Annotated in this window: 32 protein-coding genes and 1 pseudogene; 28 read left to right on the top strand and 5 right to left on the bottom strand. The window is 58.5% G+C overall.

Translation table 11 applies throughout. The features are described from left to right. Nucleotides 1-42 precede the first annotated feature (42 nt). Together GIV35_RS04745 and GIV35_RS04750 are read left to right on the top strand one after the other, a co-directional pair. Nucleotides 43-233: pseudogene (locus tag GIV35_RS04745) on the top strand (hypothetical protein). Beyond that, nucleotides 230-484 carry a hypothetical protein gene (locus GIV35_RS04750; RefSeq protein WP_236265103.1) on the top strand — a complete coding sequence of 85 codons (255 nt, stop codon included), beginning with the start codon at nt 230-232 and terminating at the stop codon, nt 482-484. Before GIV35_RS04745 ends, GIV35_RS04750 begins: the two are co-directional and overlap by 4 nt. A gap of 40 nt (nt 485-524) precedes the next feature. Here GIV35_RS04750 and GIV35_RS04755 read toward each other — a convergent pair whose 3' ends face one another. Then, nucleotides 525-752 (bottom strand): hypothetical protein, encoded by a 228-nt coding sequence (locus GIV35_RS04755; protein WP_236265105.1) that lies wholly within the window; start codon nt 750-752, stop codon nt 525-527. 281 nt (nt 753-1,033) lie between these two features. Here GIV35_RS04755 and GIV35_RS04760 point away from each other — a divergent pair, with 281 nt between their 5' ends. The 10 genes from GIV35_RS04760 (at nt 1,034) to GIV35_RS04805 (ending at nt 9,385) form a co-directional block, all read left to right on the top strand. Beyond that, nucleotides 1,034-1,657: a putative metallopeptidase gene (locus GIV35_RS04760; protein ID WP_236265106.1), complete on the top strand. Its 624-nt coding sequence runs from the start codon at nt 1,034-1,036 to the stop codon at nt 1,655-1,657. Nucleotides 1,658-1,688: 31 nt separating this feature from the next. Further along, nucleotides 1,689-2,150, top strand: coding sequence for a DUF2280 domain-containing protein (locus GIV35_RS04765; protein WP_236265107.1), 462 nt, complete (start codon nt 1,689-1,691; stop codon nt 2,148-2,150). Beyond that, complete coding sequence (locus GIV35_RS04770) at nt 2,137-3,438, top strand: terminase large subunit domain-containing protein (RefSeq protein WP_236265108.1); 1,302 nt, start codon at nt 2,137-2,139, stop codon at nt 3,436-3,438. Before GIV35_RS04765 ends, GIV35_RS04770 begins: the two co-directional genes overlap by 14 nt. Continuing rightward, a complete protein-coding gene (locus GIV35_RS04775) occupies nt 3,435-4,853 on the top strand; it encodes a DUF4055 domain-containing protein (protein WP_236304300.1) in 1,419 nt (472 codons plus the stop codon). Before GIV35_RS04770 ends, GIV35_RS04775 begins: the two co-directional genes overlap by 4 nt. Continuing rightward, nucleotides 4,828-5,913, top strand: a complete 1,086-nt coding sequence (locus GIV35_RS04780; RefSeq protein ID WP_169918316.1) for a minor capsid protein — start codon at nt 4,828-4,830, stop codon at nt 5,911-5,913. Before GIV35_RS04775 ends, GIV35_RS04780 begins: the two co-directional genes overlap by 26 nt. Nucleotides 5,914-5,952: 39 nt before the next feature. Then, nucleotides 5,953-6,402, top strand: coding sequence for a hypothetical protein (locus GIV35_RS04785; RefSeq protein WP_236265110.1), 450 nt, complete (start codon nt 5,953-5,955; stop codon nt 6,400-6,402). A gap of 85 nt (nt 6,403-6,487) precedes the next feature. After that, nucleotides 6,488-7,216: a hypothetical protein gene (locus GIV35_RS04790; RefSeq protein WP_169918318.1), complete on the top strand. Its 729-nt coding sequence runs from the start codon at nt 6,488-6,490 to the stop codon at nt 7,214-7,216. Nucleotides 7,217-7,227: 11 nt separating this feature from the next. Continuing rightward, complete coding sequence (locus GIV35_RS04795; protein WP_169918319.1) at nt 7,228-8,190, top strand: major capsid protein; 963 nt, start codon at nt 7,228-7,230, stop codon at nt 8,188-8,190. A 45-nt stretch (nt 8,191-8,235) separates the two neighbouring features. Further along, a complete protein-coding gene (locus GIV35_RS04800) occupies nt 8,236-8,823 on the top strand; it encodes a hypothetical protein (protein WP_169918320.1) in 588 nt (195 codons plus the stop codon). Between the two features lie 58 nt (nt 8,824-8,881). After that, nucleotides 8,882-9,385: a DnaT-like ssDNA-binding protein gene (locus GIV35_RS04805; RefSeq protein ID WP_169918321.1), complete on the top strand. Its 504-nt coding sequence runs from the start codon at nt 8,882-8,884 to the stop codon at nt 9,383-9,385. On the opposite strand, the gene GIV35_RS04810 is transcribed toward GIV35_RS04805, so the two are convergent. Further along, nucleotides 9,382-9,684, bottom strand: coding sequence for a hypothetical protein (locus tag GIV35_RS04810; RefSeq protein ID WP_236265111.1), 303 nt, complete (start codon nt 9,682-9,684; stop codon nt 9,382-9,384). The two genes, GIV35_RS04805 and GIV35_RS04810, sit on opposite strands and share 4 nt — an antisense overlap. Nucleotides 9,685-9,715: 31 nt before the next feature. Here GIV35_RS04810 and GIV35_RS04815 point away from each other — a divergent pair, with 31 nt between their 5' ends. The 11 genes from GIV35_RS04815 (at nt 9,716) to GIV35_RS04865 (ending at nt 17,719) form a co-directional block, all read left to right on the top strand. Continuing rightward, nucleotides 9,716-10,084 (top strand): hypothetical protein, encoded by a 369-nt coding sequence (locus GIV35_RS04815; protein ID WP_060765022.1) that lies wholly within the window; start codon nt 9,716-9,718, stop codon nt 10,082-10,084. Continuing rightward, the gene (locus GIV35_RS04820; protein WP_060765021.1) at nt 10,081-10,677 is read left to right on the top strand and encodes a hypothetical protein; all 597 of its coding nucleotides are present in this window, start codon (nt 10,081-10,083) and stop codon (nt 10,675-10,677) included. The genes GIV35_RS04815 and GIV35_RS04820 overlap by 4 nt, the downstream gene beginning before the upstream one ends. Beyond that, complete coding sequence (locus GIV35_RS04825; RefSeq protein ID WP_169918322.1) at nt 10,674-10,868, top strand: hypothetical protein; 195 nt, start codon at nt 10,674-10,676, stop codon at nt 10,866-10,868. Before GIV35_RS04820 ends, GIV35_RS04825 begins: the two co-directional genes overlap by 4 nt. Next, on the top strand, nt 10,868-11,287 hold the full coding sequence (locus tag GIV35_RS04830) for a phage tail terminator-like protein (protein WP_169918323.1): 420 nt from the start codon (nt 10,868-10,870) through the stop codon (nt 11,285-11,287). Before GIV35_RS04825 ends, GIV35_RS04830 begins: the two co-directional genes overlap by 1 nt. 67 nt (nt 11,288-11,354) lie before the next feature. Next, on the top strand, nt 11,355-12,026 hold the full coding sequence (locus GIV35_RS04835; protein ID WP_058410631.1) for a phage tail protein: 672 nt from the start codon (nt 11,355-11,357) through the stop codon (nt 12,024-12,026). 2 nt (nt 12,027-12,028) lie between these two features. Further along, entirely contained in the window at nt 12,029-12,409 is a 381-nt protein-coding gene (locus tag GIV35_RS04840; RefSeq protein ID WP_072433992.1) for a phage tail assembly chaperone, read from the top strand. A 47-nt stretch (nt 12,410-12,456) separates the two neighbouring features. Continuing rightward, nucleotides 12,457-12,729, top strand: coding sequence for a DUF1799 domain-containing protein (locus GIV35_RS04845; protein WP_419789662.1), 273 nt, complete (start codon nt 12,457-12,459; stop codon nt 12,727-12,729). Nucleotides 12,730-12,756: 27 nt separating this feature from the next. Next, nucleotides 12,757-15,816, top strand: coding sequence for a phage tail tape measure protein (locus GIV35_RS04850; protein WP_236304301.1), 3,060 nt, complete (start codon nt 12,757-12,759; stop codon nt 15,814-15,816). Next, nucleotides 15,816-16,154, top strand: coding sequence for a phage tail protein (locus GIV35_RS04855; protein WP_236264702.1), 339 nt, complete (start codon nt 15,816-15,818; stop codon nt 16,152-16,154). Before GIV35_RS04850 ends, GIV35_RS04855 begins: the two co-directional genes overlap by 1 nt. Before the next feature lie 9 nt (nt 16,155-16,163). Further along, complete coding sequence (locus GIV35_RS04860; RefSeq protein WP_236264701.1) at nt 16,164-16,916, top strand: phage minor tail protein L; 753 nt, start codon at nt 16,164-16,166, stop codon at nt 16,914-16,916. Between the two features lie 2 nt (nt 16,917-16,918). Beyond that, a complete protein-coding gene (locus GIV35_RS04865; protein ID WP_236264700.1) occupies nt 16,919-17,719 on the top strand; it encodes a C40 family peptidase in 801 nt (266 codons plus the stop codon). On the opposite strand, the gene GIV35_RS04870 is transcribed toward GIV35_RS04865, so the two are convergent. Continuing rightward, on the bottom strand, nt 17,706-18,092 hold the full coding sequence (locus tag GIV35_RS04870) for an Imm41 family immunity protein (protein ID WP_236264699.1): 387 nt from the start codon (nt 18,090-18,092) through the stop codon (nt 17,706-17,708). The two genes, GIV35_RS04865 and GIV35_RS04870, sit on opposite strands and share 14 nt — an antisense overlap. A 71-nt stretch (nt 18,093-18,163) precedes the next feature. Between GIV35_RS04870 and GIV35_RS04875 the strand changes: the two genes are divergently transcribed. Next, entirely contained in the window at nt 18,164-18,418 is a 255-nt protein-coding gene (locus tag GIV35_RS04875) for a hypothetical protein (RefSeq protein WP_236264698.1), read from the top strand. Here GIV35_RS04875 and GIV35_RS04880 read toward each other — a convergent pair. Continuing rightward, nucleotides 18,411-18,641 carry a hypothetical protein gene (locus GIV35_RS04880; protein ID WP_236264697.1) on the bottom strand — a complete coding sequence of 77 codons (231 nt, stop codon included), beginning with the start codon at nt 18,639-18,641 and terminating at the stop codon, nt 18,411-18,413. The genes GIV35_RS04875 and GIV35_RS04880 overlap by 8 nt on opposite strands. Nucleotides 18,642-18,798: 157 nt before the next feature. Here GIV35_RS04880 and GIV35_RS04885 point away from each other — a divergent pair, with 157 nt between their 5' ends. From GIV35_RS04885 to GIV35_RS04895, 3 genes are all read left to right on the top strand, one after another. After that, complete coding sequence (locus tag GIV35_RS04885; protein WP_236264696.1) at nt 18,799-19,203, top strand: GNAT family N-acetyltransferase; 405 nt, start codon at nt 18,799-18,801, stop codon at nt 19,201-19,203. Between the two features lie 89 nt (nt 19,204-19,292). Continuing rightward, the gene (locus tag GIV35_RS04890; RefSeq protein WP_125970248.1) at nt 19,293-19,715 is read left to right on the top strand and encodes a hypothetical protein; all 423 of its coding nucleotides are present in this window, start codon (nt 19,293-19,295) and stop codon (nt 19,713-19,715) included. Nucleotides 19,716-19,770: 55 nt separating this feature from the next. Continuing rightward, nucleotides 19,771-20,364 (top strand): tail assembly protein, encoded by a 594-nt coding sequence (locus GIV35_RS04895; RefSeq protein ID WP_236264695.1) that lies wholly within the window; start codon nt 19,771-19,773, stop codon nt 20,362-20,364. A 48-nt stretch (nt 20,365-20,412) separates the two neighbouring features. Here GIV35_RS04895 and GIV35_RS04900 read toward each other — a convergent pair whose 3' ends face one another. Next, nucleotides 20,413-20,751, bottom strand: a complete 339-nt coding sequence (locus GIV35_RS04900) for a YceK/YidQ family lipoprotein (protein ID WP_236264694.1) — start codon at nt 20,749-20,751, stop codon at nt 20,413-20,415. 78 nt (nt 20,752-20,829) lie between these two features. Between GIV35_RS04900 and GIV35_RS04905 the strand changes: the two genes are divergently transcribed. Beyond that, entirely contained in the window at nt 20,830-24,789 is a 3,960-nt protein-coding gene (locus tag GIV35_RS04905) for a phage tail protein (RefSeq protein ID WP_236264693.1), read from the top strand. Nucleotides 24,790-24,794: the final 5 nt, after the last annotated feature.

Genomic DNA, 24,794 nt, shown 5'->3' on the forward strand with positions numbered 1-24,794 from the left:
CCTCGGCAACCGCCGGGGCTTTTTTATGGCAGGGTGATTTTTATGAGTAACGTCACCCGCCTGCGTCACGCTCTCCCATTGAGCCAAGACATCAACGCCGCGGTAAGTGCCCTCGACAAGGCCATTGCGGACGCCGTGGATGCCGCCAAGACTGCCGGGCTGCCCCAGGGCCTGATCGTCAGCTGCTCCACGGTCACGCCCATGCACAGACACAGCAAATGGTGATGAAATGACTGTCAAGGTTCTTGAGTTCAAGCGGGAAGACTGGCGCGACGCCGCCAAGACCCTGCGCAAGATCGCCGATGACCTGGACGCCGGTGAGCATCCCGAGTGCACGGTAGGCGTCTTGACCCTGATCGGTGCGAAGGGAGAGGTGACCGTGTTCGGCCTCGGCCCCAAATGCGACGACCTGCAATGCCTCGGTGCGATGCGTTTGGGCGAGCAGAAGCTAATTGATGTGTTGCTAGATAGCGCGGAAGGGTAGGTGTGCCGCAGGTGAGTGCGGCTATCCGAGACAGGATGCTCTACAGGATGTCCTCGTCGAAGTCGAAACCGTTCCTCGCCGCCATATGCTTCTTGTCCAGCTCGATGAACTTGTCGCTATCGTTGGGATCATCGCTTGCTACGAGTTCAATGTAGAGCTCAGAGTCCTCCCGAGTGAGCCCTACTAGAATCTCTTTTCCGCGTGAGTCTGCTGAGAGCGCTTTCTGTTTTGTCAGGAGCTTCCTGTGCCAGCCTTCAAAATTCAGCATTCATTCCTCCTTGTTCAATTTTTCGCAGGCAGCCAAAGCTTCCTCCTCAACTGAATAAGGTGCTCCGATGTAGTCGCCGTCAGCCCAAGAATCTTCAATCCGATAACAAAATTGGTCGATTGCCTTGCTTGGTGGTGCTTGGCCAAATTTAAGCGCACTCAGTTCTGAGTGCGGGACATATACGACGGTATACCGGCTTGGCATGGTGAGGTCCTTGTTGCTGCTGGATTGATCTTAACCAATACCGGTAACACGTTACTATTTCAAGGTTAAGGTGATTCATGGATAGGCCATACCCTCCGGCATCACTGCTTGAGCTGTCCGGCCTCTCCGACTTCGGCATCCGGCTGACCCCTGCACCCGATGTGTGGGAATGGCTCCAAGCCGAGATCCTCGCTGACACCGGCACTATTCACAACGAAGACCACGCCCATCTACTGGATGCAGACATCCGGGTCATGTGGGCGTCGTCGAGCTTCGCCAAGCAGGGTCGTACGGTCCTGGGCCAGGCCGAGCAGGTAGCGTTCCGCGCCGGTGGTTGGCAGAAGGCCCGAATGGAGCAACAGATGCATGATTGGTTCGGTGATGTGCCGGCCTTCATTATCACCTTGGCTGCTGACTACTGCGCCCAGTGCAGCGACACCGACTTCTGCGGACTGGTTGAGCACGAGCTTTATCACATCGCACACGCCAACGATAAGTACGGCCAGCCTGCCTTCAACAAGGAGGGGGCGCCCAAGCTTGAGATGCGTGGCCACGACGTCGAAGAGTTCATCGGTGTCGTCCGCCGCTACGGTGCAAGCCCTGACGTGCAAGCGTTGGTGGATGCTGCAAACAGTCCTGCTGAGGTGGGGAAATTGAACATTGCGAGGGCCTGCGGAACCTGTCTGCTCAAGCTGGCTTAATCCTTGACAGCCCTTGACGGAAAAAGAATCTATGGCAGCCCTGAAAGATGAGGTGAAGGCCTTTATTGTCCAAGCCTTGGCCTGCTTCGATACTCCCAGTCAGGTTTGCCAGGCCGTCAAGGAGCAATACGGCATCGAAGTGTCCCGCCAACTGTGTGAGCGATACGACCCAACCAAGTATTCCGGTCGTGACCTCGGACAGAAGTGGAAGACGTTTTTTGAAGAGTGCCGCAAGCGCTTCAGGGAAGAGACAGTAGATATCCCGATTGCCAACCGCGCCTTCCGCCTCCGCGCCATGAATCGTTTCGTGGAGAAGGCTGAGACGATGAAGAACATCGGCCTGGCCATGCAGATCCTCGAGCAGGCTGCGAAGGAAACCGGTGACATCTACGTCAACCGGGCCCGGAAGGAAGAAGCCGGCGATGAGCCGGCAATCCCGACGCGCATTCAGGTCGACGTAGTGGATGCGAGGAAGCCGAATGCCGAGCCTTAACGTTCCGCAGGCGCAGTTCCTCACGCTGCCCCACAAGTTCCGTGCGTTCGTTGCCGGGTTCGGCTCGGGCAAGACCTGGGTGGGATGCTCGGCACTGAGCAAGCACTTCATGGAATGGCCCGGCGTCAACGCTGGGTACTTCGCGCCGACCTACCCGCAGATCCGGGACATCTTCTATCCGACCATGGATGAGGTGGCCTACGACTGGGGGCTGAAGACAAAGATCAACCAGGCGAACCATGAGGTTCACATCTACAGCGGCCGGCAGTACCGCGGCACTGTGATATGCCGGTCGATGGAGAAGCCCCAGACCATCGTGGGCTTCAAGATAGGCCACGCCCTGGTGGATGAGCTGGACGTGCTGACCGCCATCAAGGCGCAGCAAGCCTGGCGCAAGATCATCGCCCGGATGCGCTACAACCTACCCGGGCTGAAGAACGGGGTAGACGTCACCACGACGCCGGAAGGCTTCAAGTTCGTCTTCCAGCAGTTCGTGAAGCAGTTGCGCGACAAGCCGTCACTCAAAGAGATGTACGGCCTGGTCCAGGCGAGCACATTCGACAACGAGCTGAACCTGCCGGACGACTACATCGAATCGCTGATGGAGTCGTATCCGCCTCAGTTGATCCTGGCGTACCTGAAGGGCCAGTTCGTCAACCTGACGTCCGGCACCATCTACACGGCCTATGACCGAAAGCTGAACCAGTGCTTCGATACCGTGCAGCCCGGAGAGCCCCTGTTTATCGGGATGGACTTCAACGTCGGCAAGATGGCGGCGATTACCCACGTTAAGCGTGACCAAGGGCTGCCCAGGGCGGTGGATGAACTGATCGACGGCTACGACACGCCCGACATGATCCGTCGTATCAAAGAGCGGTACTGGCAGCACGACGGCAACGACTTCAAGAAGACCTGCGAAATCAGGATCTACCCGGACGCCTCGGGTGATTCGCGCAAGTCGGTGAACGCAAGCATCACGGACCTGGCGATGCTCAAGCAGGCCGGGTTCGCGGTCATCGCTCCAGCGGCAAACCCGCCGGTGAAGGACCGAATCAACGCAATGAATGCCGTTTTCTGCAATGCGCAGGGCGAGCGCCGCTACCTGGTCAACCCGCTCACCTGTCCGACCTATGCCGATGGCCTAGAACAGCAGGTGTGGGGCGCAAACGGGGAGCCAGACAAAACCGCCGGCATCGATCACGCGAACGACGCCGGCGGCTACTTCATCCACCGCGAGTACCCGATCATCAAACCGGTCACCGCTATCAAAATGGGATACGCCCGATGAGCAACGACGTCTCCTTCAAGCGTGCGGAATACACAGCAGTGCTGGACCGCTGGGCGACCGTTCGCGACGTCTGCGCGGGCCAGCACCGGGTTGTGGATCGGCTGCCGTACATCAACGCGCACGACAAGTCGCCGGAGAACGAAGACCGCAACCGGGCATACCGCGAGCGCGCGGTGTTCAAGAACGCCACTGGGCACACCCGAAACGGTTTGCTTGGCCTGGCCTTTCACAAAGACCCGACGCTGACGGTGCCGAAGAAGCTGGAATACCTACAGGACAACGCCAACGGCTCCGGCGTGAGCATTTACCAGCACTCCCAAGGAACGCTGGAGAAGGTTCTTGAAGCTGGGCGCCACGGGCTTTACGTCGACTACCACCAAGACGATGGTATCGGCGGGCATTCGGTGATCTTGTCCTACTGCGCTGAAGACATCATCAACTGGCGCACCGGCATGGTAAACGGCCATAGCGTGCTGACCCTGGTGGTGCTGCGCGAGTCGCCGGAGATTCCTGATGGCTTCGGCTACAAGACGGCTGAGCAGTACCGGGAGCTGGCGCTGGAGGACGACGGTTTTGTTTGCCGCGTCTGGCGCCGGTCCGGGCCGAAAGGTGGTGGGCCGCTGACTGTCATCGAAGAATTCAAGCCGGAAGGCGTTACGGGGCGCCTCAAAGAGATTCCGTTCACATTCGTCGGCGCGCAGAACAACGACCCAAGCATTGATGAGTCGCCGCTCTACGACATCGCCATGATCAACCTGGGCCACTTCCGGAACAGCGCCGACTATGAAGACAGTGTGTTCTGGTGCGGGCAGGCTCAGCCGTGGATCAGTGGGCTCGACGAGTCCTGGCGCGACTGGATGGAGAAGAACGGCATCTATGTCGGTTCCAGAGCCCCGATGATGTTGCCGGTCGGAGGCGCTTTCGGCTACGCCCAGCCTGCACCGAATACGCTGGTCAAGGAGGCCATGGCTGACAAGAACCAGATGATGATCGAACTGGGTGCGCGGATGGTGGTGGCGTCACTTGCCACCAAGACCGCAACCGAGTCACGCGGTGATCAGTCGGCCTCCACATCAGTCCTGGCTGGCTGTGTTGCCAACGTCAGCGAGGCCTACACGCGAGCCATTATATGGTGCTGCATGTACATGGGTATTGCCGACAAGAAGGTCGCCTACCAGGTCAATCAAGAGTTCGTCGAGCTCACTGCTGATCCGCAGATGATCACGGCCTTGGTTGGCTTGTGGCAGAACGGCGGCTTCGCGAAAGCTGATCTTCGGGCGTATCTGCGCAAGCTGGGGCTGATCGCGCCAGAGCGAACTGACGAACAGATCGACGGCGAGCTAGAAGAGCAGGGCGATGGACTGGGCCTGGACGACGAGGACACAGTAGATGGCGGCGAACCAAGCAATACTTGACGCAACCATCCGACACGCTGTCTTTCTCGAAAAGCTCAAGGCTGGGGAGGTGGGCAAGTTCGCCCCCTTTCTAAAGGAGATTGACCGTTCTATCCGGGACCGCCTCACCCAGTCGGATCTGACTGAGTACAACGTCAAACGCCTGGAGGCGTTGCTGAAGGAAGTAGATAGCCTGCTGCTGGGTATCTTCGACCGGTACAGCTTGCAGCTGAACCTCGACCTGGTGGACATCGCCAATTACGAGGCCGAGTTCGAGGCGACCAGTCTTGCCAGGTCGGCACCGGTTGGCGTGTCGCTGGATGTAGTCGCGCCAACAGCTGCCGCAATCCGTACCGCTGTGCTGACGAATCCGCTCAGTGTGCGCGGTAGCGGTGGCGGCAAGCTGTTGAAAGCCTTCATCAAGGGCTGGACCGGCGCCGAGCGAGAGCGCGTCACCGGCACCATCCGGCAAGGCTTCTTTGAAGGGCAGACTAACTTCCAGATCATCCGCAACATTCGCGGCACCAAGGCGGCAGGGTACAAAGACGGCATCCTGGCCACAACCAAACGCAATGCCAGCACAGTCGTGCACACCGCCATTCAGCATGTGTCGTCCCAGGCGCGGATGGAGGTGGCCAAGGCCAACACGGATATCGTCGAAGAAATCCAGATGGTTGCCACGCTGGACAGCAAGACCAGTCAGCAATGCCGCTCAATGGATAAGCGCAAGTTCCCGGTGGACTCCGGTCCAAGGCCGCCGTTTCACCCGAACTGCCGAACCACGTTCATCTTGCTGACCAAGCTCAGCGCGATGTTCGCCAAGGGCGCTACGCGGGCCTCGGTGGGTGCAGACGGCGGCCAGCAGGTGAGTGCCGACCTTGATTACTACCACTGGCTACAACAGCAGCCAGCCGCGTTCCAGGACGTGGCAATCGGTCCAGTCCGGGCCAAGCTGTTCAGGGAGGGCGGGTTGACCGTCGAGCGCTTCGCCGAGCTGCAGCTTGATCGCAATTTTGCTCCGTTGACGCTTACGCAGATGAAAAGCGTGGAGCCACTGGCGTTCGAGCGTGCTTCGTTGTAGCTTTCCATTTCACGCATGGAAGTGTAGACGAGAAATTATATGCTTAGTCAAATGCCAGCAGGAACTAACAAGTCAAATTTGATTCATCATCTTGAAAAATATTTTTTAGAATTCTATTTTCAGGGTAGCAAGAGTTACTATGGTTGTAGGGTAAAGACTGAAATCGGATATTCTTATTTAGATGGATGGCAGCCAGCCGCTGCTTTGCAAGACGCATTTGCTTTTGTCTGCAATAGAGAGTCCTTTGTTTGGGCTGTACAGCGCAATGCTATAAATGTTGTGGATTTGATGGATTGGGCTGTGGCCAATATAGATGGAGATTTCACAAGGTCTCATGTCGATTTTATAGAGTCATCAGTGGTGAGAGAAGGGGCAATGCATAGTAAGAATTTGATAACTGATGTCGTTAGTTATATGAACTCCGATAGCGCGTTTGATCCCCCTTATACTGATATGCATGGAACGAATTTTGACATGCTATATATCTAACCCATTCTTACAATTAAGTGACCCGCTTCGGCGGGTTTTTTTATGCCTGCAAAGCGGGCGAAACATACCCAAGGGGTGCATCAACGTGGCAGAAGAAAACGAAATCGACCTGGAAAACCCGGCAATCAAGGCCGCTATCGCGACTGCCGTTGAAGCATCCGTTTCCGGTTTGAAGACCAAGAACTCGGAACTGCTGGGCAAGCTGAAGGAAACCTCCGGAAAGCTGACCCAGTTCGAAACCCAGTTTGACGGCATCGACATCGACGCCGTCAAAGGCCTGCTCAGTCGGGCGGGCCAGGACGAAGAAACCAAGCTGCTTACCGAGGGCAAGGTGGACGAGGTGTTCAATAAGCGCACCGAGCGCCTGCGTGGCGAGCATGACAAGCAGTTGAAGACGCTCGCCGGTCGCGCTGAAAAGGCTGAAGCCTTCGCCGCCAAGTTCCAGGGCAAAGTCCTGGGCGACTCGGTGCGCGGTGCAGCACTGAAAGCCGGCGCATTGCCGGAAGCAACCGACGACATCATCTTGCGCGCCAAAGGCGTGTTCTCACTGAGCGAAGAGGGCGAAGCGGTCGCTGTTGACGAGAATGGCCAAACCATCCTCGGCAAAGACGGCAAGACCCCTCTGACTCCGCTCGAATGGGCCGAGTCTCTCCGCGAAAGCGCACCCCACCTGTGGCCAAGGGCTTCAGGGACACATGCCCCGGGCGGGGGCGGCGGCCAGGCTGCATCCAAGCGCTCCGAAATGACCTCCGAGCAGAAGCGCGACTTCCAGCGCAAGCACGGCCAAACCGCATATCTCGCATTGCCCAAGTAAGGGGAAAAACCATGCCAACGACTGTCAACAGCGATCTGATCATCTACAACGATGAGGCGCAAACCGCATATCTAGAGCGCATCCAGGACAACCTGGACGTGTTCAACGCCTCGTCCAACGGCGCAATTGTTCTCGACAACGAACTGATCCAAGGCGACTTTCGCAAGCGTGCTTTCTACAAGCTCGGCGGCGGTCTGGAACACCGCGATGTCAACTCCGACGGCAAGGTCACCGCCAAGAAAATCGGCGCCGGCGAAGCTGTAGGCGTCAAGGCTCCGTGGAAATACGGCCCGTACCAGACCACTGAAGAGGCGTTCAAGCGTCGCGGTCGTGCAGTAGATGAGTTCTCCCAGATCATCGGCGCCGACGTAGCTGATGCGACCATCGAGGGCTTTATCGAGTACGCCACCGGCGCTCTCAAGGCTGCCATCGGTTCAAACGCCGCAATGGTGGTGTCTGCCAACATCGAAACCGACGGCAAGAAGACCCTGACCCGTGGCATGCGCAAATTCGGCGACAAGTTTGGTCGCATTGCTCTGTGGGTCATGCACTCGTCTGCCTACTTCGACATCGTTGATGAAGCGATCGCGAACAAGGTCTACGAAGAAGCTGGTGTCGTGATCTACGGCGGCCTGCCTGGCACCCTGGGCAAGCCGGTCCTCGTGACCGACAAGGCGCCAGTGGATGCGATCTTCGGCCTGCTGCCGAATGCCGTGGTCATCACCGAGTCCCAGGCTCCAGGCTTCCGCTCGTACGACGTGAACGACGAGGAAAACTTGGCAATCGGCTACCGCGCCGAGGGCACCGTCAACATCGATGTGCTGGGCTACAGCTGGAAGGAAACCACCGGCGGCACCAACCCAACGCTGGCGGCCGTCGGCTCCGCTGCGAACTGGGTCAAGCACTCGGACAGCAACAAGGTCACCGCCGGCGTGATGATCAATCTCACCACCACGCCACCAGTAGGCGGCTGATAACCACCCAGGAAGCGGCTAGCGATAGCCGCTACGGAGATTCCGATGGAACTCGTTTATACAAACCAGCTTGACGGCTTTGAGCCTGGCAAGCGTTACCGCGTCCCGGGCCTGTTCCGCAGTATTGAGCGCGATGCAACGGCAGTTACCGTGGTGGGTGACTATCCCGAAATCGTCACGGCATACGAAGATGCTGGCGTCGATGTGGTGGTAGCGTTGCCAGAGCCTGTTTTTGTCGGCACACAGGCGATCGCATCTGTTGAACTGTCCAAGCTGCTTGCCGATCTGCAAGGCGAGAGTGACGCCATGGTTCTGCTGGTCGACGGCCTGGAAGCTGGCGAAATCCACCGTCCAGAGGCTGGTGCACTGGCATTGCGCTTGTTTGAAGTGCTGGGCACCATCCACGCTTCAGTTGGAGAGCTGACCACTGAGCGTGACGGCCTGGACCTGACTGTCGACACACTGCGCGAAGAGATCGAGGCACTGAAGAAGGCCTCGATCACGCCACTGCCTGATGAAGTTGGCGAAATCGCTGCGCTGAAAGCAAAGCTCGATGAAGCCAAGGTCCAGTATCGGGCCAACGCCTCGAAAGAATCCTTGGAAAAGCTCGTCGCTGAGCTGGCCAAGACCTGATAATGCTGGCTACCGGTTGCGCGGTAGCCAATCTCAAACCATTCCAGCGAGTTGACGCATGACACTCATCATTGAGGACGGCACCGGCATGCCTGACGCCGAAAGCTACGCAAACGCTGAAGACCTCGCCCGGTATGCCGTGAAATTCGGCACGGTCATCCCCGCAGACGTCCCGGAGCAAGAAGCACTGCTGCGCCGGGCCGCCCTGGCGATGGATGGCATGACCTGGAAAGGGCGCAAGATGAGCAGCGAGCAGGCCTTGTCCTGGCCTCGCCGGGAAGTGCTGCTGGATCAGGAGATCAAGCCGAACAATTACCTGCCCGCACGGATCCAGTACGGGCAGATGGCTCTGGCCGCAGAGATCCACCAGGACGACATCGACCCAATCGACAGGCGCAAGGGTGCTGTGACGCTGGAGCGCGTCGAGGGTGCGGTAACTCGGGAGTACGCGACCATATCCAATACCAGCAACCGACTTCTGCCGGCGGCGCCGGACCGGCCGAGTGCAACGCAGTTTGCTGATTATCTAACCAAGCGGGGCCTTTTTGCAGTTAGAGCCTAAAGCCCTATGTCGTCACTAAGTTTCTCGCCGGTATACCAAGACAAGGCGCGACCTCCGTCCTTAAAGCAGAGTGCCTGCGTAACAGAATCCAGCTTCTCCAGATTTACGTTGGGATTTCTATCCCTGGGGAAGCAATCGTCCATGATTTGAGCGGCGAGGCCGGCGATTACAGGATGCTGCTCGGAAAGCGCTTTAGCTAGCGCATGGGCGGCTGTAACTTTTTTGGCATTAACATTGCCACTGCTGCTTTGCACGGCCTGCTTAAGCTTGTGAGCGGCATCTAACAGTTCGGTATGCATCTTTCTAATTTCAATTCTAGGCAGGTGGATCATGGCATTTTATGACGAAATGGCCGTGATGGCTCTGGAGATGATCACAGAGTTCGGCCAGCCCGTGACCATCAGCAAGATAGAGTCTGGCGAGTACGACCCGGAGACGGGCGGCGAGGCGCCGGGGGCTACTATCGAACAGATCGCTCAGGGCATCCTGCTCGACTTCACCGGCATCGAATTCCAGAATAACAGCCTCATCAGGCAGGGCGACAAGAAACTCAAGATCGCCGCGCAAGGATTGGCCTGGGTACCGGGTCTGCTCGACAAGGTGGTAGCTCAGGGCCGTATCTGGTCAATCGTGCCGCCGCAGAAAGAGGTCAACCCTGCCGGTACGCCGATCCTGTATGAACTGCAGGTGCGGTCATGAGCCGGGCAGGCGTCGGACAATCCGGCAGCTTCGCCCTGAGCCTGGCCGAGTTCGCTACTCAGACGGGGGAAGCCATTGATGCCAGTGTGCGCGAGATCATCATCGAGGTCGGCAGCAGTCTGATCCGTATGTCTCCGGTAGGTAACCCGGAGATTTGGGCGCAGAACGCAGTAGCGACCGAGTACAACAAGGCCGTTGACGATCACAACAGCGCGGTGCGCAGCGACCCGGCCAACCTCACGAAGGGCGGCAGGCTCAAGAAGGGTCGCAAGCTCAACGATGGCATGGACATCAAGGCGCCTGAAGGCTATGTCGGTGGCCGGTTCCGAGCGAACTGGCACATCTCGCTGGGCGTGGTCGAGAGCGTCACCTACGACGAGGTAGACCCAAGTGGCGCCGAAACCACTGCTGCTCTGGTCGCGGCAATGAGCGACTTCACTGCCGGCCAGATGGCCTACATCATCAACAATTTGCCCTACGCGATCCCGCTGGAGTTCGGCCATTCCACCCAGGCCCCCGGCGGCATGGTCCGGGTAACCGTGGCTCGCTTCCAGCAGATCGTGCTGGAGGCCATCAGGAACAACCAGGTATGAAGTTCGAAGGCGTGCCGGTTCGCCCGGTGATGCGTTACACCCTTTGCGAGTGCGGCGGAAGGCTGATGCAAGTCGAAAACGCCCCGGTACTGCTGTCGTTTCCTGCGCAGTACCTGCATCAGTGTGGGCTTTGTGGTCGACATCAAAGCCTACATGGCGTATCGCCCGCGCTTGTGTACGAGGTGGCCTGATGTCACACGCAATCATCGCCTCGATCTACGAGGCCAAGCTCATCGCCTGGAACGCTGCCAGGCCGGAGAAGCTGAAGATCGTGTTCGAGAACACTGCTTACGCGCCGGCGGCGGGTGAAACCTACCTGCGGGCATTCACGATCCCAGGCGACACCGCGAGCAACACGCTCGGCGGTGATCACCGGCTTTATACCGGCGTATTTCAGGTCAGCATCATCGCGCCGGCCGGCACCGGCAAAGCGAAGACAAACCCACTTGCCGCCGAGATCATCGCGCTATTCCCGCTGTACGTGCGAGAAGTAAAGAACGGTTTCGTAGTGACGCCCATGACGCCCGTAGACGTCGGGCCTGGCATTACCGGCGACTCAAGCTACACCGTGCCGCTCTCGTTTACCTACCGCTCCGATACCACCCCGTAACTCGCCCGTTGGGCAACTCCTGACCCGCCATGAGCGGGTTTTGTCATTTCTGCAAAGAGGAAAACCCATGTCTGTCTATTTCCCCAACGGGGCAACACTGGCGCTCTCCACCGGCTTTGCCGCTGCGAAGGTGATTGCGAGCATCACAAACGCAAACCCAGGTGTGGCTACCGCACTCGCCAACGGCTTCGCCAATGGTGACATCCTGCTTATCACCTCCGGATGGGAGGACATCAACGAGCGGGCCGTGCGTGTTGCCGCTGCTGCTGCCGGCGCCTTCACCCTGGAAGGTATCGACACCTCGAATACCTCGTTCTTTCCCGACGGCATCAGTGCAGGTACGGCCAAAAAGGTCACCGGCTGGGTTGCGGTGAATCAGGTTATCGGCAACTCGATGTCTGGCGGTGAGCAGCAGTACTGGACGTACGCGCCACTCGAAGCGCGCCGCGACAAGCAGATTCCAACCACCAAGAACGCGCAGGCTTTTGCCTTCCAGCTGGCCGATGATGACAGCCTGGCTTGGTACGAAGAGCTCGATAAGGCTGACCGCGAGAAGGAAGTACGCATCCTGCGTATGTCGCTGCCCAACGGCAAGACGATCTACTACGCCGGTTACGCTTCCTTCAACAAAAGCCCGACCCTGGTGCGTAACGAAGGTGCTGCAGTTGCGTTCGGCTTCACTATCAACGCCGAGATCACCGCGTATCGCGCGCCTGTTGTCGCTGGCGGCGGGGCTTAATCATGGCGAAGTTCAAGATTGCCCAATCACCGACGTTCCTGGGGGCCGTGATGGTCCCGGTAGTCGGCCAGGATCCGGTGAAGGTCGGGTTCACCTTCAAATACCGAAACCGGATCGAGCTTGCAACGTTGTTTGATGAGTGGAACCAGCGGCGCAAGGACGGCCTCGATAAGTTCGGCGAAAAGCCCTCCGTGTCCGAAATCGTTGCCGTTGACACCGAAAACCAGATTCAGCAAATCAAGGATTTGGTTGTGGCTTGGGAGTTCGACGACAAATTTGACGACGAGAGCATCAAGGCGCTGGTGACTTCCTGTCAGGGCACAACCGAGGCAGTCGTAGACGCCTATCAGGATGCTTACTCCAAGGCCCGCACGGGAAACTAATACGCGCCGCCCGCGCCCTGTATGAGTCCCCGCCGGATGCCGAGCAGATCGCTGCTTTCGGCTGGGACGCAGAGGACATGGAAGAAGAGTTCGATGTTTGGCCGTGCCTTTGGCCAGCCTTCCTCTTGTTCGATCGGATGTCCACCCAGTGGCGTGCAGGCGCCGGCGGCGCAATTGGCCTCGACTACAACTGCATCCGCGACGTAGCCGGATTTCTCGGCATCAAAAAAAAGAAACTCGTTGACATCTTCCCTGACCTTCAGGTGCTGGAAGGCGAAGCCCTGCGCGTTATGGCGGAGGAAAGGGAAAACAGCCCGTAACCACGGGCACTTATTCAAGGTGAGTCGATGAACATTGCAGAACTCGGCGTCAAGATCGACTCGGCCGATGCAATCCAGGCGAAAACGAGCCTGGATGAAATGGCGAAGGCTGGCGGCCGAGCCGAGCAGTCCGCTGTTTCGCTGATGAACGAAATGCAGGCGCTGGAGAAATCGCTTTCCACCAGCGCCAAGACCACCCAGGATCTGGCAAAGCAGCGTGACGCTCTCGCCAAGCTGACCAAGACCGGCGCCTATGGCGAGGCCGAGGCGGCGAAGATCTCCGCTCAGTTAGACAAGCAGCAGATCGCCCTGGCCAAGTCTGCCCTCGACGAACAGAAGGCCCTGAACAGCCTGCTGGGCGCCATCGACCCAGCTCGCGCTGCCCTCGCCAAGCTGGATACGCAGGTCGAGCAGCTTGGCAAACACCTGGATGCCGGCCGTATCAGCCAGGACCAGTACAACACTGCCCTGAGCAAGATCGACAAGGATTACGCCAAGCTCGAAAAGACCTCCACCGGTTTCGACAAGCTGCGCCTCGGTACCCGGCAGGCTCAGGAAAACGTTGTTCAGCTTGGTAACGCGCTATCGTCGGGTGACTGGGGCAGCGGCGTGCGTGCCGTGGCTCAATTGGGCGCCGGTGCTGGGGCAGGTGCTGCTGGGCTTCTCGCTATCCTGGCACCTTTGGCCCTCGCCACTGCTGCTGTAGGCGGCCTTGCCTACGCGTATCACAAAGGCAGTGAAGAGCAGGACAGCTACAACAAGTCGCTAATTCTCACTGGTAACTATGCCGGTGTCAGCGCTGGGCAACTAGGCGATATGGCGCGGCAGGTAAGCGCAACGGTCGGCACCACCGGTCAAGCAGCCGCAGTGCTGGCGATGCTGGCCGACAACGGCAAGATCGCAGGCGAGAGTTTCACCGGGATCACCCAAGCCGCCGTGTCGATGCAGGAAGCTACTGGCAAGGCAGTGAGCGAGACGGTTTCCGAGTTCTCCAAGCTGGCCGAAGACCCAGTGAAAGCATCCGCCGCGCTAAATGAACAGTACCACTACCTGACGGCTTCGGTTTACTCGCAAATCGTGGCTCTGGAGAAGCAGGGCGATCACGCCGCCGCGGTAAAGCTCGCAACCGATACTTATGCCGATGCGATCAACGACCGCACGCCAAAGATTCTGGCGAACCTAAGCCTTTGGGAGAAGGCGTACAACGCAGTTGCGCGCGCTGCTGACGGCATCAAAAATATCGGTCGTCGCGACATCAACACGGATATCGAAAGCGCCAAGGCCGACCTCCTTGAAGCGCAGAACATGGACGGCTTGTTCCAGAACAAGAAGTCCAAGGATGCACTGATCGAGTTCCGGCAGAATCGCCTGAACATGTTGGAAGACGAGAAGGCTGCGCAGGCCGATATCGCCAAGTGGGAGGGTGAGCAGGCCAAGGCTCAGGGTGATGCCGTATCGTCAATGACGAAAATTGACGCCTTGACCAAGTCTGCGTGGACAAATGAGCAAAAGCGCACGGAGGCGGTCAAGGAGTACAAGCGGCAACTCGAAAACATCCGAAAAGTTGCGCCGAACGACCCGCGATTGAACCAAGCAGCGATCGACAAGAACCTGGCGAATATCAATGATCAGTTCAAGGACCCGAAAGCGCCTGGCACTCAGGTAGATCTGACCGGCTTCAATGACGCGAAGAACAATCTGACTTCTATTGCCGCTGACTACAAAAACTACCAGAAGGAACTGGATGCGGCGCAAAAGGCCGGGCTGATATCTGAGGCTGACTACCTTCTGCGACGCCAAGCCCTGATCGGCAACGAGCGTGACCAGGTGACGGCAGCCTATGAAGCCGAGATCAGCGCGTTAGAAGCTGCCAAGGGCAAGAAGACCACATCCGCAGCGCAAAGCATCCAGTTGGACCAAAAAATCGCCGACGCACGCACAGGTATGGTCAAGGCGCAGAAAGACGCTGACAGCCAGCTTGAAGTGCTGGCGACCAATGAGAGTGGGCGACTCGCCAAGCAGGAGCGCGCGATCAGTACCTACGTGCAGGCGCTGGGGCAGCAGCAGCGCGCCCTGGAGCTTGCAGGGCAGCGCGCCGTGTTGGGTGTGGGTCAGGGGGATCGCCAAAACGCATTGAGCGGTCAGCTGAACAGCCAGCAAGACCGGTTTGCTCAGCAGTCGCTTGAGCTGGAAAACCAGCGCTCCGACCCCTCGCGAAACATGTCGGAGGAAGAATTCAAACGGAAGTCGCAGGCGCTCGCAGACGCGAACAAGGCCGCCACTGACCAGATCCGGCAGAACTACGCTGACGTGGAGAATGCACAGGGCGATTGGACGAAGGGCGCAACGGCTGCATGGGAAAACTACCTGGATTCGGCAAGAGACATTGCCGGCCAGACCAAGAGCCTTTTCGGCAGCGCCTTCAGCTCCATGGAAGACTCCATCGTCAACTTTGCCATGACCGGTAAGGCGTCGTTCTCGGACTTTGCTAAATCGATCCTGGCTGACATGGCGCGCATTGCCACCCGTCAGGCTAGCTCGGCGTTGCTGGGTAGTCTGGTGGGAGCGGCGGCCAGCTACTTTGGTGGCAGCGCTGCCGGAGGTAACGGCCTGGCCGCGGGATCCGCTGGTGCGGCATCTTCGAACCTTGGCGCATCGGCTGGCGGCTACTCGGGCTCGTACTTTCCCCAGGCGATGGGCGGCGCTTGGTCTGGCGGCGTGCAAATGTTCGCCGACGGCGGCGCCTTCACCAACTCCATCGTTAGCAAGCCCACGGCGTTCGGCATGGCCAACGGCAAAACCGGCGTAATGGGTGAGGCTGGTGAAGAGGCAATCATGCCTCTGACCCGTACGTCGAGCGGCAAGCTGGGCGTAATGGCAATGGGGGGCGGCGGTTCCGGTTCAACGCAGATCAACGTTGAAGTGCACATCGATGGCGACGGCAATGCCTCGTCGAGTGCAGACGCACCTGGCTATGACCTGTTCGGCAAGGAGCTGGCGACCTTTATAGAGCAGAAGTATCAAGAGCTGCGCTCGAAGGACATGCGCCAGGGCGGCGTCATCAACAAAGCAATCAAGGGGCGCTAATGACTATCGAACGATTCACCTGGGCGACGGAGAAGGGCGCGGAGGGCGATATTGCCCAGCGCATCCGCTCCAAGAAGTTTGGCGATGGTTATGAGCAATCGGTCGAAGATGGCCTGAACAATCAGTCGGAATCCTGGCCGGTGACGTTTACCGGTATGGCAGTGCGAATCCTGGAGATCAGGAAGTTCCTCGACAAACACAAAGGGGCAAAGGCGTTTCTCTGGACGCCACCCCTTGGCGTGCTTGGGCTCTACAAGTGCAACGGCTATAAGCCGGTGCACCGCGGCGGCCAGGTCTACGCCATCACCGCCACCTTCGAACAAACCTTTCATCCCTGAGACCTACCCATGGCATTGATCGCGGACATCCAGAAACTGGAGCCCGGCGGCGAGATTCGCCTGTTCGAAATTGACGGGACCGAATACGGTGCAGATTACCTGCGCTTCCACGGTCACGCGATCCCGCACACGCCAGAAGAATTGCTGGCCTATGAGGGATCGGAAGAGGATCTGCCCGCCAAGTCGATTATCTGGCAGGGCCAGGAATACGCAGCTTGGCCGGTGCAGATTGAGGGTATTTCCTCGAGCAGCGACGGCACCGCCTCTCGGCCAACCTTTGCCGCAGGCAACGTCAACGGTCGCGTCACAGCGTTATGCTTGGCCTTCGAGGACATGCTCAAGTTCAAGCTGACTGTCCGTGAGACGCTGGCGCAGTACCTGGACGCCGCCAATTTTCCCGAGGGCAACCCAACTGCCGACCCGACCCAGGAGGCGTTGGAGATCTGGTACATCGACCAGAAAACCAGTGAGGATGGCGAGGCGGTGGTTTGGGAGCTGTCGTCCCCTGGAGAGATCGATAACCACGGTTTGCCAGGCCGGCAGATGACAACGTTCTGTCACTGGGCCATGACCAACGGGTACCGCGGGCCAGATTGCGGCTACACCGGCGCCGCCATGTTCGACGACGAGGACAACCCCACTGATGACCCTGCCAAGGATCAGTGCAAGGGCTGCCTGTCGTCCTGCAAGTTGCGCTTCGGTGAAAACAACGAGCTGTCCTTCGGTGGATTCCCTGCCGTCTCCCTCATTGCCCGGAGCTGACCATGCGCAAGCACATTATCGCGGCCATCCAGGCGCACGCGGCGGCCGAGTACCCGAAAGAGTGCTGCGGCCTGTTGCTGGCCGTCGGGCGCGCACAGAAGTACTTCCCGTGCCGGAACATCGCCACGGAGCCGAACGAAGAGTTCCGGCTGGATCCCGAGGACTACGCCGCTGCGGAAGACCTAGGTGAAGTGATCGGCATCGTTCACTCGCACCCGGACGCTACCAGCAGGCCGTCACCGCATGACCTGGCCATGTGCGAGGCCACGGCCTTGCCCTGGCACATTTTGTCGTGGCCCGAGAGCGACATGCGCACGATCATGCCAACGGGCAGCACGTCGTTGCTCAAGCGTCCGTTCGTGCACGGCGCCTGGGACTGCTGGCAGGTCTGCGCCGATTGGTACCAGCGCGAATGGGGTTTGGAATTTGAAGCCTTCAAGCGCACTGATGGCTGGTGGGAGAGCGCAGAAAGCACCAGTCTGTACGAGGCAAACTACGCCGCCGCTGGCTTCGAGCGGGTCGACACCCCTCAGCGCGGCGACATGATCGTTATGCAGGTCGGGCGCACGGCTCACCCGAACCATGCCGGGATTTACCTGGGTACCGATCCGGCGTTACCAGAGGAAGAGTCGGGCGCCTTCGGGCCTGGCCCCTTCTTGCTGCACCACCTGTACGGCAGGCCGTCCGAGATCATCGTCTACGGCGGACCATGGCATGACCGAACACGCCTGATCCTCAGGCACAAAGACAGGCGTGCATCATCTGATGTGAAGGAGGTACTTCAGCAAGTTAATGGACGGTGAGCAGCAGTGGGTTCTCTTCTTCAAAGATGTTTTGCTCAGGCATATTTCTGGAGAAAAAACCCTCAAATACCACCTGGAATCTCTCCCGACAGTCGTATAGCTGTGCTCTCTTGAGGTTACGTATTTTGTAGCCGTCATTCCGATCGAGGTGGCAGCCAAATGAAAGGAAACAGTGGCTGAAGATGCGAAACACCTGCCAGTAGAGCTGAGGGTCGATTTCCTCTTCCTTGGCCAATTGGTAGAGAGCCCACTCTAAGAGCCAGTATTCATCTTGTGCCCAGAGCGCGTGCTCGTGTAGCTGGCCATTGAATGAGTTTTCGTCGTAGTCATCGCACCGCGGGAAGTTTCTTTGAACTACAAATCGAGGGTCCATCACGAGGTTCCTTATGTCTGCGTGGCAGACAGTTCTTTATCCACGACGATGATCTAAGCTCGGAGGGCCACATGCAAATCATACACCGCTACATGCTGACCATTCATGACCTCTTCACCATCACCGGTGGCGGTATCTGCGGCGCTGAAGCCGAAGTCGCCATTCTTGATGGCGGTGTCGAGATGGATCGCGTGAAATTTTCCGGCAAGTGCCAGAGCAAAGGCGGCTACAGCCGCAGCTACCATGGCAAGTCAGGGCTTCAGGCTGCGCTTGTATCTGGTCCGGGTAGAATTGATTTTGGCTTGGCGCAGGCAGCCGCTATCTAGGCTCTTCGCCGCCGCCCATGAACTCATCGGTTCCGAGCCTGTGCGACCCATACCTCACAGTGTGGCCATTACCCAGGCGCTCGGCCTCTATCTCCGCGACATGCTTGTCGGCGTAGATGTCAATAAAGCTCCATGGATCATTACGGCCCACTGCCCATCCCAGTACCCACCCAGGCATGTCTGGGTCTGCAGGTAGATTCTTTGCGAGGCTTCTGATTGACATGCCCTATCCCTGGCTGCTGTATATGAAGGCGCAAAGCTACTACGGCTGAATCCAATCCCGTTACTGGGTTTGCGTCCAGGCTGGATGGGTGGACAGGGGGCTTTCCATCGCTCTGCTGTATAGTGCTAAAGTGCCATCTTTTGCTAGGAGCACTGAAATGGTCAGCGGAACTTTGCTGCGGGTTGCCACGGAGATTGAAATTGCGAGGCTTCAAAATCTGTTAGAGCAAGACACCAATAACAGTATTCGGGCGGTGCGCAATGGATCTGAAGTTCTGGGCGAAACTGTGCTTGCGATCTTGCATGGTGGCAAATATGCCGGTTTCTGCACGTTCAGAGCTGGCGGCAATGAAATCTTCCCACTAGTTGTCTTCGGCCCATTTCGCGGAATCGGGGTAGGCTTCTCCGCTATGCAGCAGCTGATAGGGATGTTGCGGGAGGACGGGATCCGAGACGTGAGCATTGAGGTGCTACCAGGGGCCGAAGCTTTCTGGAAGAAGGTATTTGCCGGCTTCCCAGAGACAGCCCACTTTGGTGGAAAGAACTTTACATACGCCATTTAATGTTTCACTTAGGAAGCCCAGCCCCGCGCTGGGCTTTTTGCATCCTACTCCTCAGTGCTACAGTCCCGCCAAACCAAAGAGGGAACGACATGCGGATTTTGATAGCGGCGGTAGCGGTGGCGATGCTGGCGGGATGCGCTTCATCGGCGATTTCGGTGCGGGATGCGAAGCCGGTCCCGTCGGACGAGGTCTATGCCTTCCAGACTAAACCAGCTGGCGAGAGCGGAAAAATCATTGTGGTGCGCGACTCTGGCGCGGTGGGTTCTGGCTGCGACATCGTCGTTTATGTCGACGGCCGCAGGGCTGCAAAGATCGGAACTGGTCAGCGTGCCACATTCTACCTTCCGCCGGGCTCGCCCAATCTCGGTGCAGGCCTAGCTGGCTCTGGCTTGTGCGGGGGCGCTGCAATTCGAACCATTGCAGCAACGGTGCAGCCAGGCAAGGAAAGCCTGTACCGTATCAGCGGCGACATGGCTGGGTTCTACATAGGGCCTTATGTCGATTACAACTGAATCAAGAAAACCTTGAAACCGCCTCCGGGCGGTTTTTTATTGCCCGGAGAAAGTGATGCAGGCATCAGCGATCAACTACCAACCCATGACGACAGTTCGACTTCACGGGCAGCTCCGACAGTTTGGAAAGTCCTTCAAGCTTGCGGTCAAATCGCCGGCTGAGGCGATCAAAGCACTATGCGTGCAGATCCCTGGATTCGAGCGGTTTCTTTCGAATGCCAAGTCGCGCGGTCTTGAGTTCGCGGTGTTTCGCGATAAGCGCAATATCGGGGAGAAGGAGCTGAGTTACACCGGTGCCGGAGATATCCGCATTGCGCCCGTGGTCGTAGGCAGCAAGCGCGGCGGTATTCTTCAAACCATCGTCGGCGCGATCTTGATTGTTGTGGGTGTTATTTTCTCTGCAACGCCTTTCGGTACCCCGCTCATAGGTGCGGGCATCGGCCTTGTCGCCGGCGGCGTTATCCAAATGCTCAGCCCCCAGGCTGGCGGCCTCAAGACCAGTGCCGCGCCCGAGAATACACCCGGCTATGCGTTCGGCAGCGCCAAGAACACCACGGCATCGGGCAACCCGGTACCGCTCTGCTACGGCAAGCGCCGTGTCGGCGGGGCGATCATTGGCGCTGCCATTTACGCCGAGGACCAGATGTAGCAATGGCCGGAGCAAGCTACTGGTCACCGGAAGTTAGAGCGTGTGCAACTATTCGAATCGCCCCTTTTCTATGTCTCCGTGCTTGCTCTGTAGATAAATTGTGTAGGGCAAAATGAGGGTGTCTGCAATTCCAGACAGCCCCATATCTAGCAAAATTAATGACGCAGATGGGTATCCGTCAAACCCGGTGCTCTGACGCGGCGCTGCATCGAGTGTGCAGTAATCAAAAACGGCACCGCTGTAGATTCTCGGTACGGAATCGCAGTTCGAACTCCAACGAGCCAGCTTATTGCTCGCGACGGTGTCGTCTCGGAAAGTGGTGTTGACAGTTCCACAGCCTGTAGCTGATATCGCCGCTACAAGCACCAAAGCGTTTTTGAGCTTCATCACATTGGCTCCTTGCCAGAAAAGGTTGAGGTTAACCCAAGCCGCGATATCGCGGTTTTTTATTGCCTGGAGAAAAGCATGGGCGCAGCACGCAAGATCGACATCCACGGCGCCAAGGGCGGCGAAGAAAAACCAAAAGCGCCGACAGAAGCCCCGGACAGTCTGCGCTCCGTTGCCATTGCCAAAATGCTCATCGCTGTGGGCGAGGGGGAATTCGAAGGCACACCAACCGCCAGGGACATCTACCTCGACAACACTCCGCTGCAAGACCCCCAGGGCAACATGAACTTCCCGAACGTGAAGTGGGAGTGGCGCACCGGGGCCGTGGACCAGACCTATATCCAGGGGATCCCGTCGGTCGAGAACGAGACCACCATCAGCACCGAACTGCGCAGCGGCACCCCTTGGGTTAGGGCGATCAATAACACCCAGCTTTCCGCCGTGCGTGTGCGTTTCGCCTGGCCTGCGCTCCAGTCCGTGGACGCCGGGGGCAACATCAACGGGTACCGGATTGAATACAAGGTTGAGCTGGCCACTGATGGTGGTGCCTATCAGCAGGTACTGAGCGAGGCTGTCGACGGCAAGACCACCAGCGTGTATGAGCGCACCCGTCGTATAGATCTGCCCAAGGCCACTACCGGCTGGTTAATGCGCATCACAAGGATCACGGTCAACCAAAACAACAACAAAATCTCCGACACCATGCAGATCGCCGGCTTCACTGAAGTGATCGACGCAAAGATCCGCTACCCGAACACGGCGCTGCTCTACATCGAGTTTTCCGCTGAGCAGTTCCGCAGCATCCCGGCCGTGACGGTCGAGACGAAGCTGAAGAAGATGCAGGTACCGAGCAACTACGACCCTGTGTCGCGCAGTTACTCGGGCGTTTGGGACGGCACCTTCAAGCAGGCCTGGACCGACAACCCTGTCTGGATGACCTACGACATCACCACCGCCGACCGCTTCGGCCTGGGCCGCCGCATCAAGCCGTGGATGGTGGACAAGTGGGAACTGTACCGAATATCGCAGTACTGCGACCAACTGGTGCCGGACGGGAAGAGTGGACAGGAGCCGCGCTTCATCTGCAACTTGAACCTGCAGAGCAAAGCCGATGCCTGGTCACTGCTGCGCGATATCTCGGCGATCTACCGAGGCATGACCTACTGGGCCCAAGGCCAGGTGTTCACTCTCTCGGATATGCCGCGGGCAACGGACTTCGACTTCGCCTATACCCGGGCCAACGTCCTCGACGGCAAGTTCACCTACTCGAGCGCGTCTGAGCGCACGCGCTACACCCGTGCACTGGTCAGCTATGACAACCCGCTGAACAACTACGACACCGACGTCACCGCCGTGACTGACCAGAAGCTGCAGCGGCGCTACGGCGATAACCCGCTGGAAATCAGCGCCATCGGTTGCACCCGCGAATCCGAGGCCCAGCGCCGCGGCAAGTGGGCGCTGCTGACCAACTCCAAGGATCGGGCAGTAACCTTCAAGGTTGGTTTGGATGGTCGTATCCCGCTGCCTGGCTACGTGATCCCGATTGCTGACGAACTGCTGGCCGGCCGTGCCATTGGCGGGCGTATATCGGCGGTAAACGGCAAGGTCATCAAACTGGACCGCGATACCCAGGCCAAGCCCGGCGACCGACTGATCCTCAATCTGCCTGACGGCAAGTGCGAGGGGCGTACCGTGGAAGTGGTCAGCGGTCGGCAGGTCACGGTCACCGTGGCGTACTCCGTGACACCTGAGCCGGAATTGGTGTGGGCGCTCGATGCTGACGACTTGGCAGTCCCGCTTTACCGGGTGGTCAGCGTGGCCAGGCCAGAGCCCGGCGTGTTCGAGATATCGGCCGTTCAGTACGACCCGAGCAAGTTCGCGCACATCGATACCGGCGCTCGCCTGGAAGAGCGCCCCATTAGCGTTATACCAATCACCGTGGTACCGCCGCCGGTCAGCGTCACGCTGACGTCGAGCTACGCGGTAAACCAGGGCATCGCGATCAGCACCATGAACATCTCGTGGCCTGCCGTAACTGGTGCCGTCGCTTATGACGTGGAGTGGCGTAAGGACAACGGCAACTGGATCAAGGTGCAGCGTACTGGCTCGACGAGCGTCGACGTCACCGGTATTTACTCGGGCGCCTACCTGGCTCGGGTTCGCGCATTGAGCGCCTTCGAAATCTCGTCGATCTGGAAAAACTCCAGCCTAACCAACTTGGAGGGAAAAACCGGCCTGCCGCCGGCAGTGTCGTTCCTGACCACCACCAGCGAGCTGTTCGGAATTGGCATCAAGTGGGGCTTCCCTGCTGGCGCCGAGGACACCCAGCGGACCGAACTTTGGTATGGCCCGGCGAATAGCCTGCCGGCTGCGACGAAGCTGGCTGACCTGGCATACCCGCAGGCCGACTACCGTATGCAATCGCTGTTGGCGGGCGCTCGGTTCTTCTTCTGGGCGCGCTTGGTGGACCGGACCGGCAACATCGGGCCGTTCTATCCGGTGGTGAATGGAGTGATAGGGCAGGCCAGTTCACAGGCCGGCCCGATCCTTGATCTGATCGCCGGCCAGATTGGCGAAACGGAGTTGGCCAAGGAGCTACTAGACGAGATTGAGCTCATCTCTGGCTCAGGCCCTGGATCGGTGAATGAACGGCTGGAACAGGCCAAGCAGGAGCTGGAAGACCTGATCGACCAGATAACGGACGCTCTGGTCTACGATCCTGCCAAAACCTACGCCGCCGGCGATGTGGTGCGGCAGGGCGAGCATTTGTACCAAGCCACCGGGCCAGTACCGAAAAACACCACGCCTCCCAACGCCGCTTACTGGTTCGACATAGGCACCATTGCCGAAACAACCCAGGCCATGGCGGTCCAGATCCAACAAAACAAGGCATCCATCGACACCGTGGACGGCAAGGTCACTGCCCAAGCATCTGCGGTGCAATCGCTTCAGGCAAGCTGGAGGGAGGATGACGGGGAAGGGTCACTGACAGACGCGCTGCAGAACTGGGACGCGGCTGCCAAGTTTGCCCAGCAGGTGAAGGTGCAAGCCTCCGACAACCTGGCCATGGTCGAGCGCACGACGTCGCTGGATGCGGCAGTAGGCGCGAACAGGGCCAGCTTGACCACGCTGGAACAGGTGGTGGCCACTGACAAGCAGGCGACAGTCACCCGACTGGAACAGTTGAAAAGCAGTATCGACGGCAACACAGCCGCGATTGGCGTGGAGTCATCGACGAGGGCCGATGGTGACAGCGCCCTTAGCACGCGCATCGACCAAATGGGGGCAAGCGTCGGCAGCAACGCCGCAGCGATAACTCAGGAGGCGCTCACCAGGGCGAATGCGGATACCGCACTTGGTCAAAGAGTCGACACCACGCAGGCTCAAGTTGACGAGAACTCGTCAGCCGTTCAGACGGTTACCAAATCTCTGGCCGACACCGATAAGGCCGTCGCCTCGCAGTCAACCACGCTTCAGGCTGTTGTGGGTGGTGGGCGAGACGGTACCGACGAGGGAGACCTGGCCAGCGCACTCAGCGAGTGGAAGAGCAAGGCGGCGATCCAAATCACCGCCAAGGCCCAGGCCGACACCGATGGAAAGCTGTCCACCATGTGGGCGGTGAAGATGCAGGTGAACTCAAACGGCCAGTACGTGGCTGCAGGGATTGGCCTGGGCATTGAACAGAATGCCGATGGCTTGCTGCAAAGCCAGTTCCTGGTGAGTGCTGACAGGTTTGCCGTGGTGAATACGCTTGCCGGCGGTGGAATTACTACCCCATTCGTTGTGAGCAACGGCCAGGTATTTATGCGGTCGGCAATGATCGAGGACGGCACGATAACAATGCTTAAGATCGGTCAGGCGTTGCAATCAGACAACTATGTGGCCGGCGTACAGGGATGGCTTTTGGATAAGGCGGGGAACCTTGAATTCAACGGGCCAGCACCTGGTGGCGGCCGTCTATCAATGACGAATCGGGCCATCAAGGTATACGACGCAAGTGGTCGTAAACGTGTACAGCTTGGAGATCTAGACGCATGAGCCAT

The organism is Pseudomonas sp. PA-1-6B (assembly GCF_021609545.1).
Lineage (GTDB): Bacteria > Pseudomonadota > Gammaproteobacteria > Pseudomonadales > Pseudomonadaceae > Aquipseudomonas > Aquipseudomonas fluorescens_BV.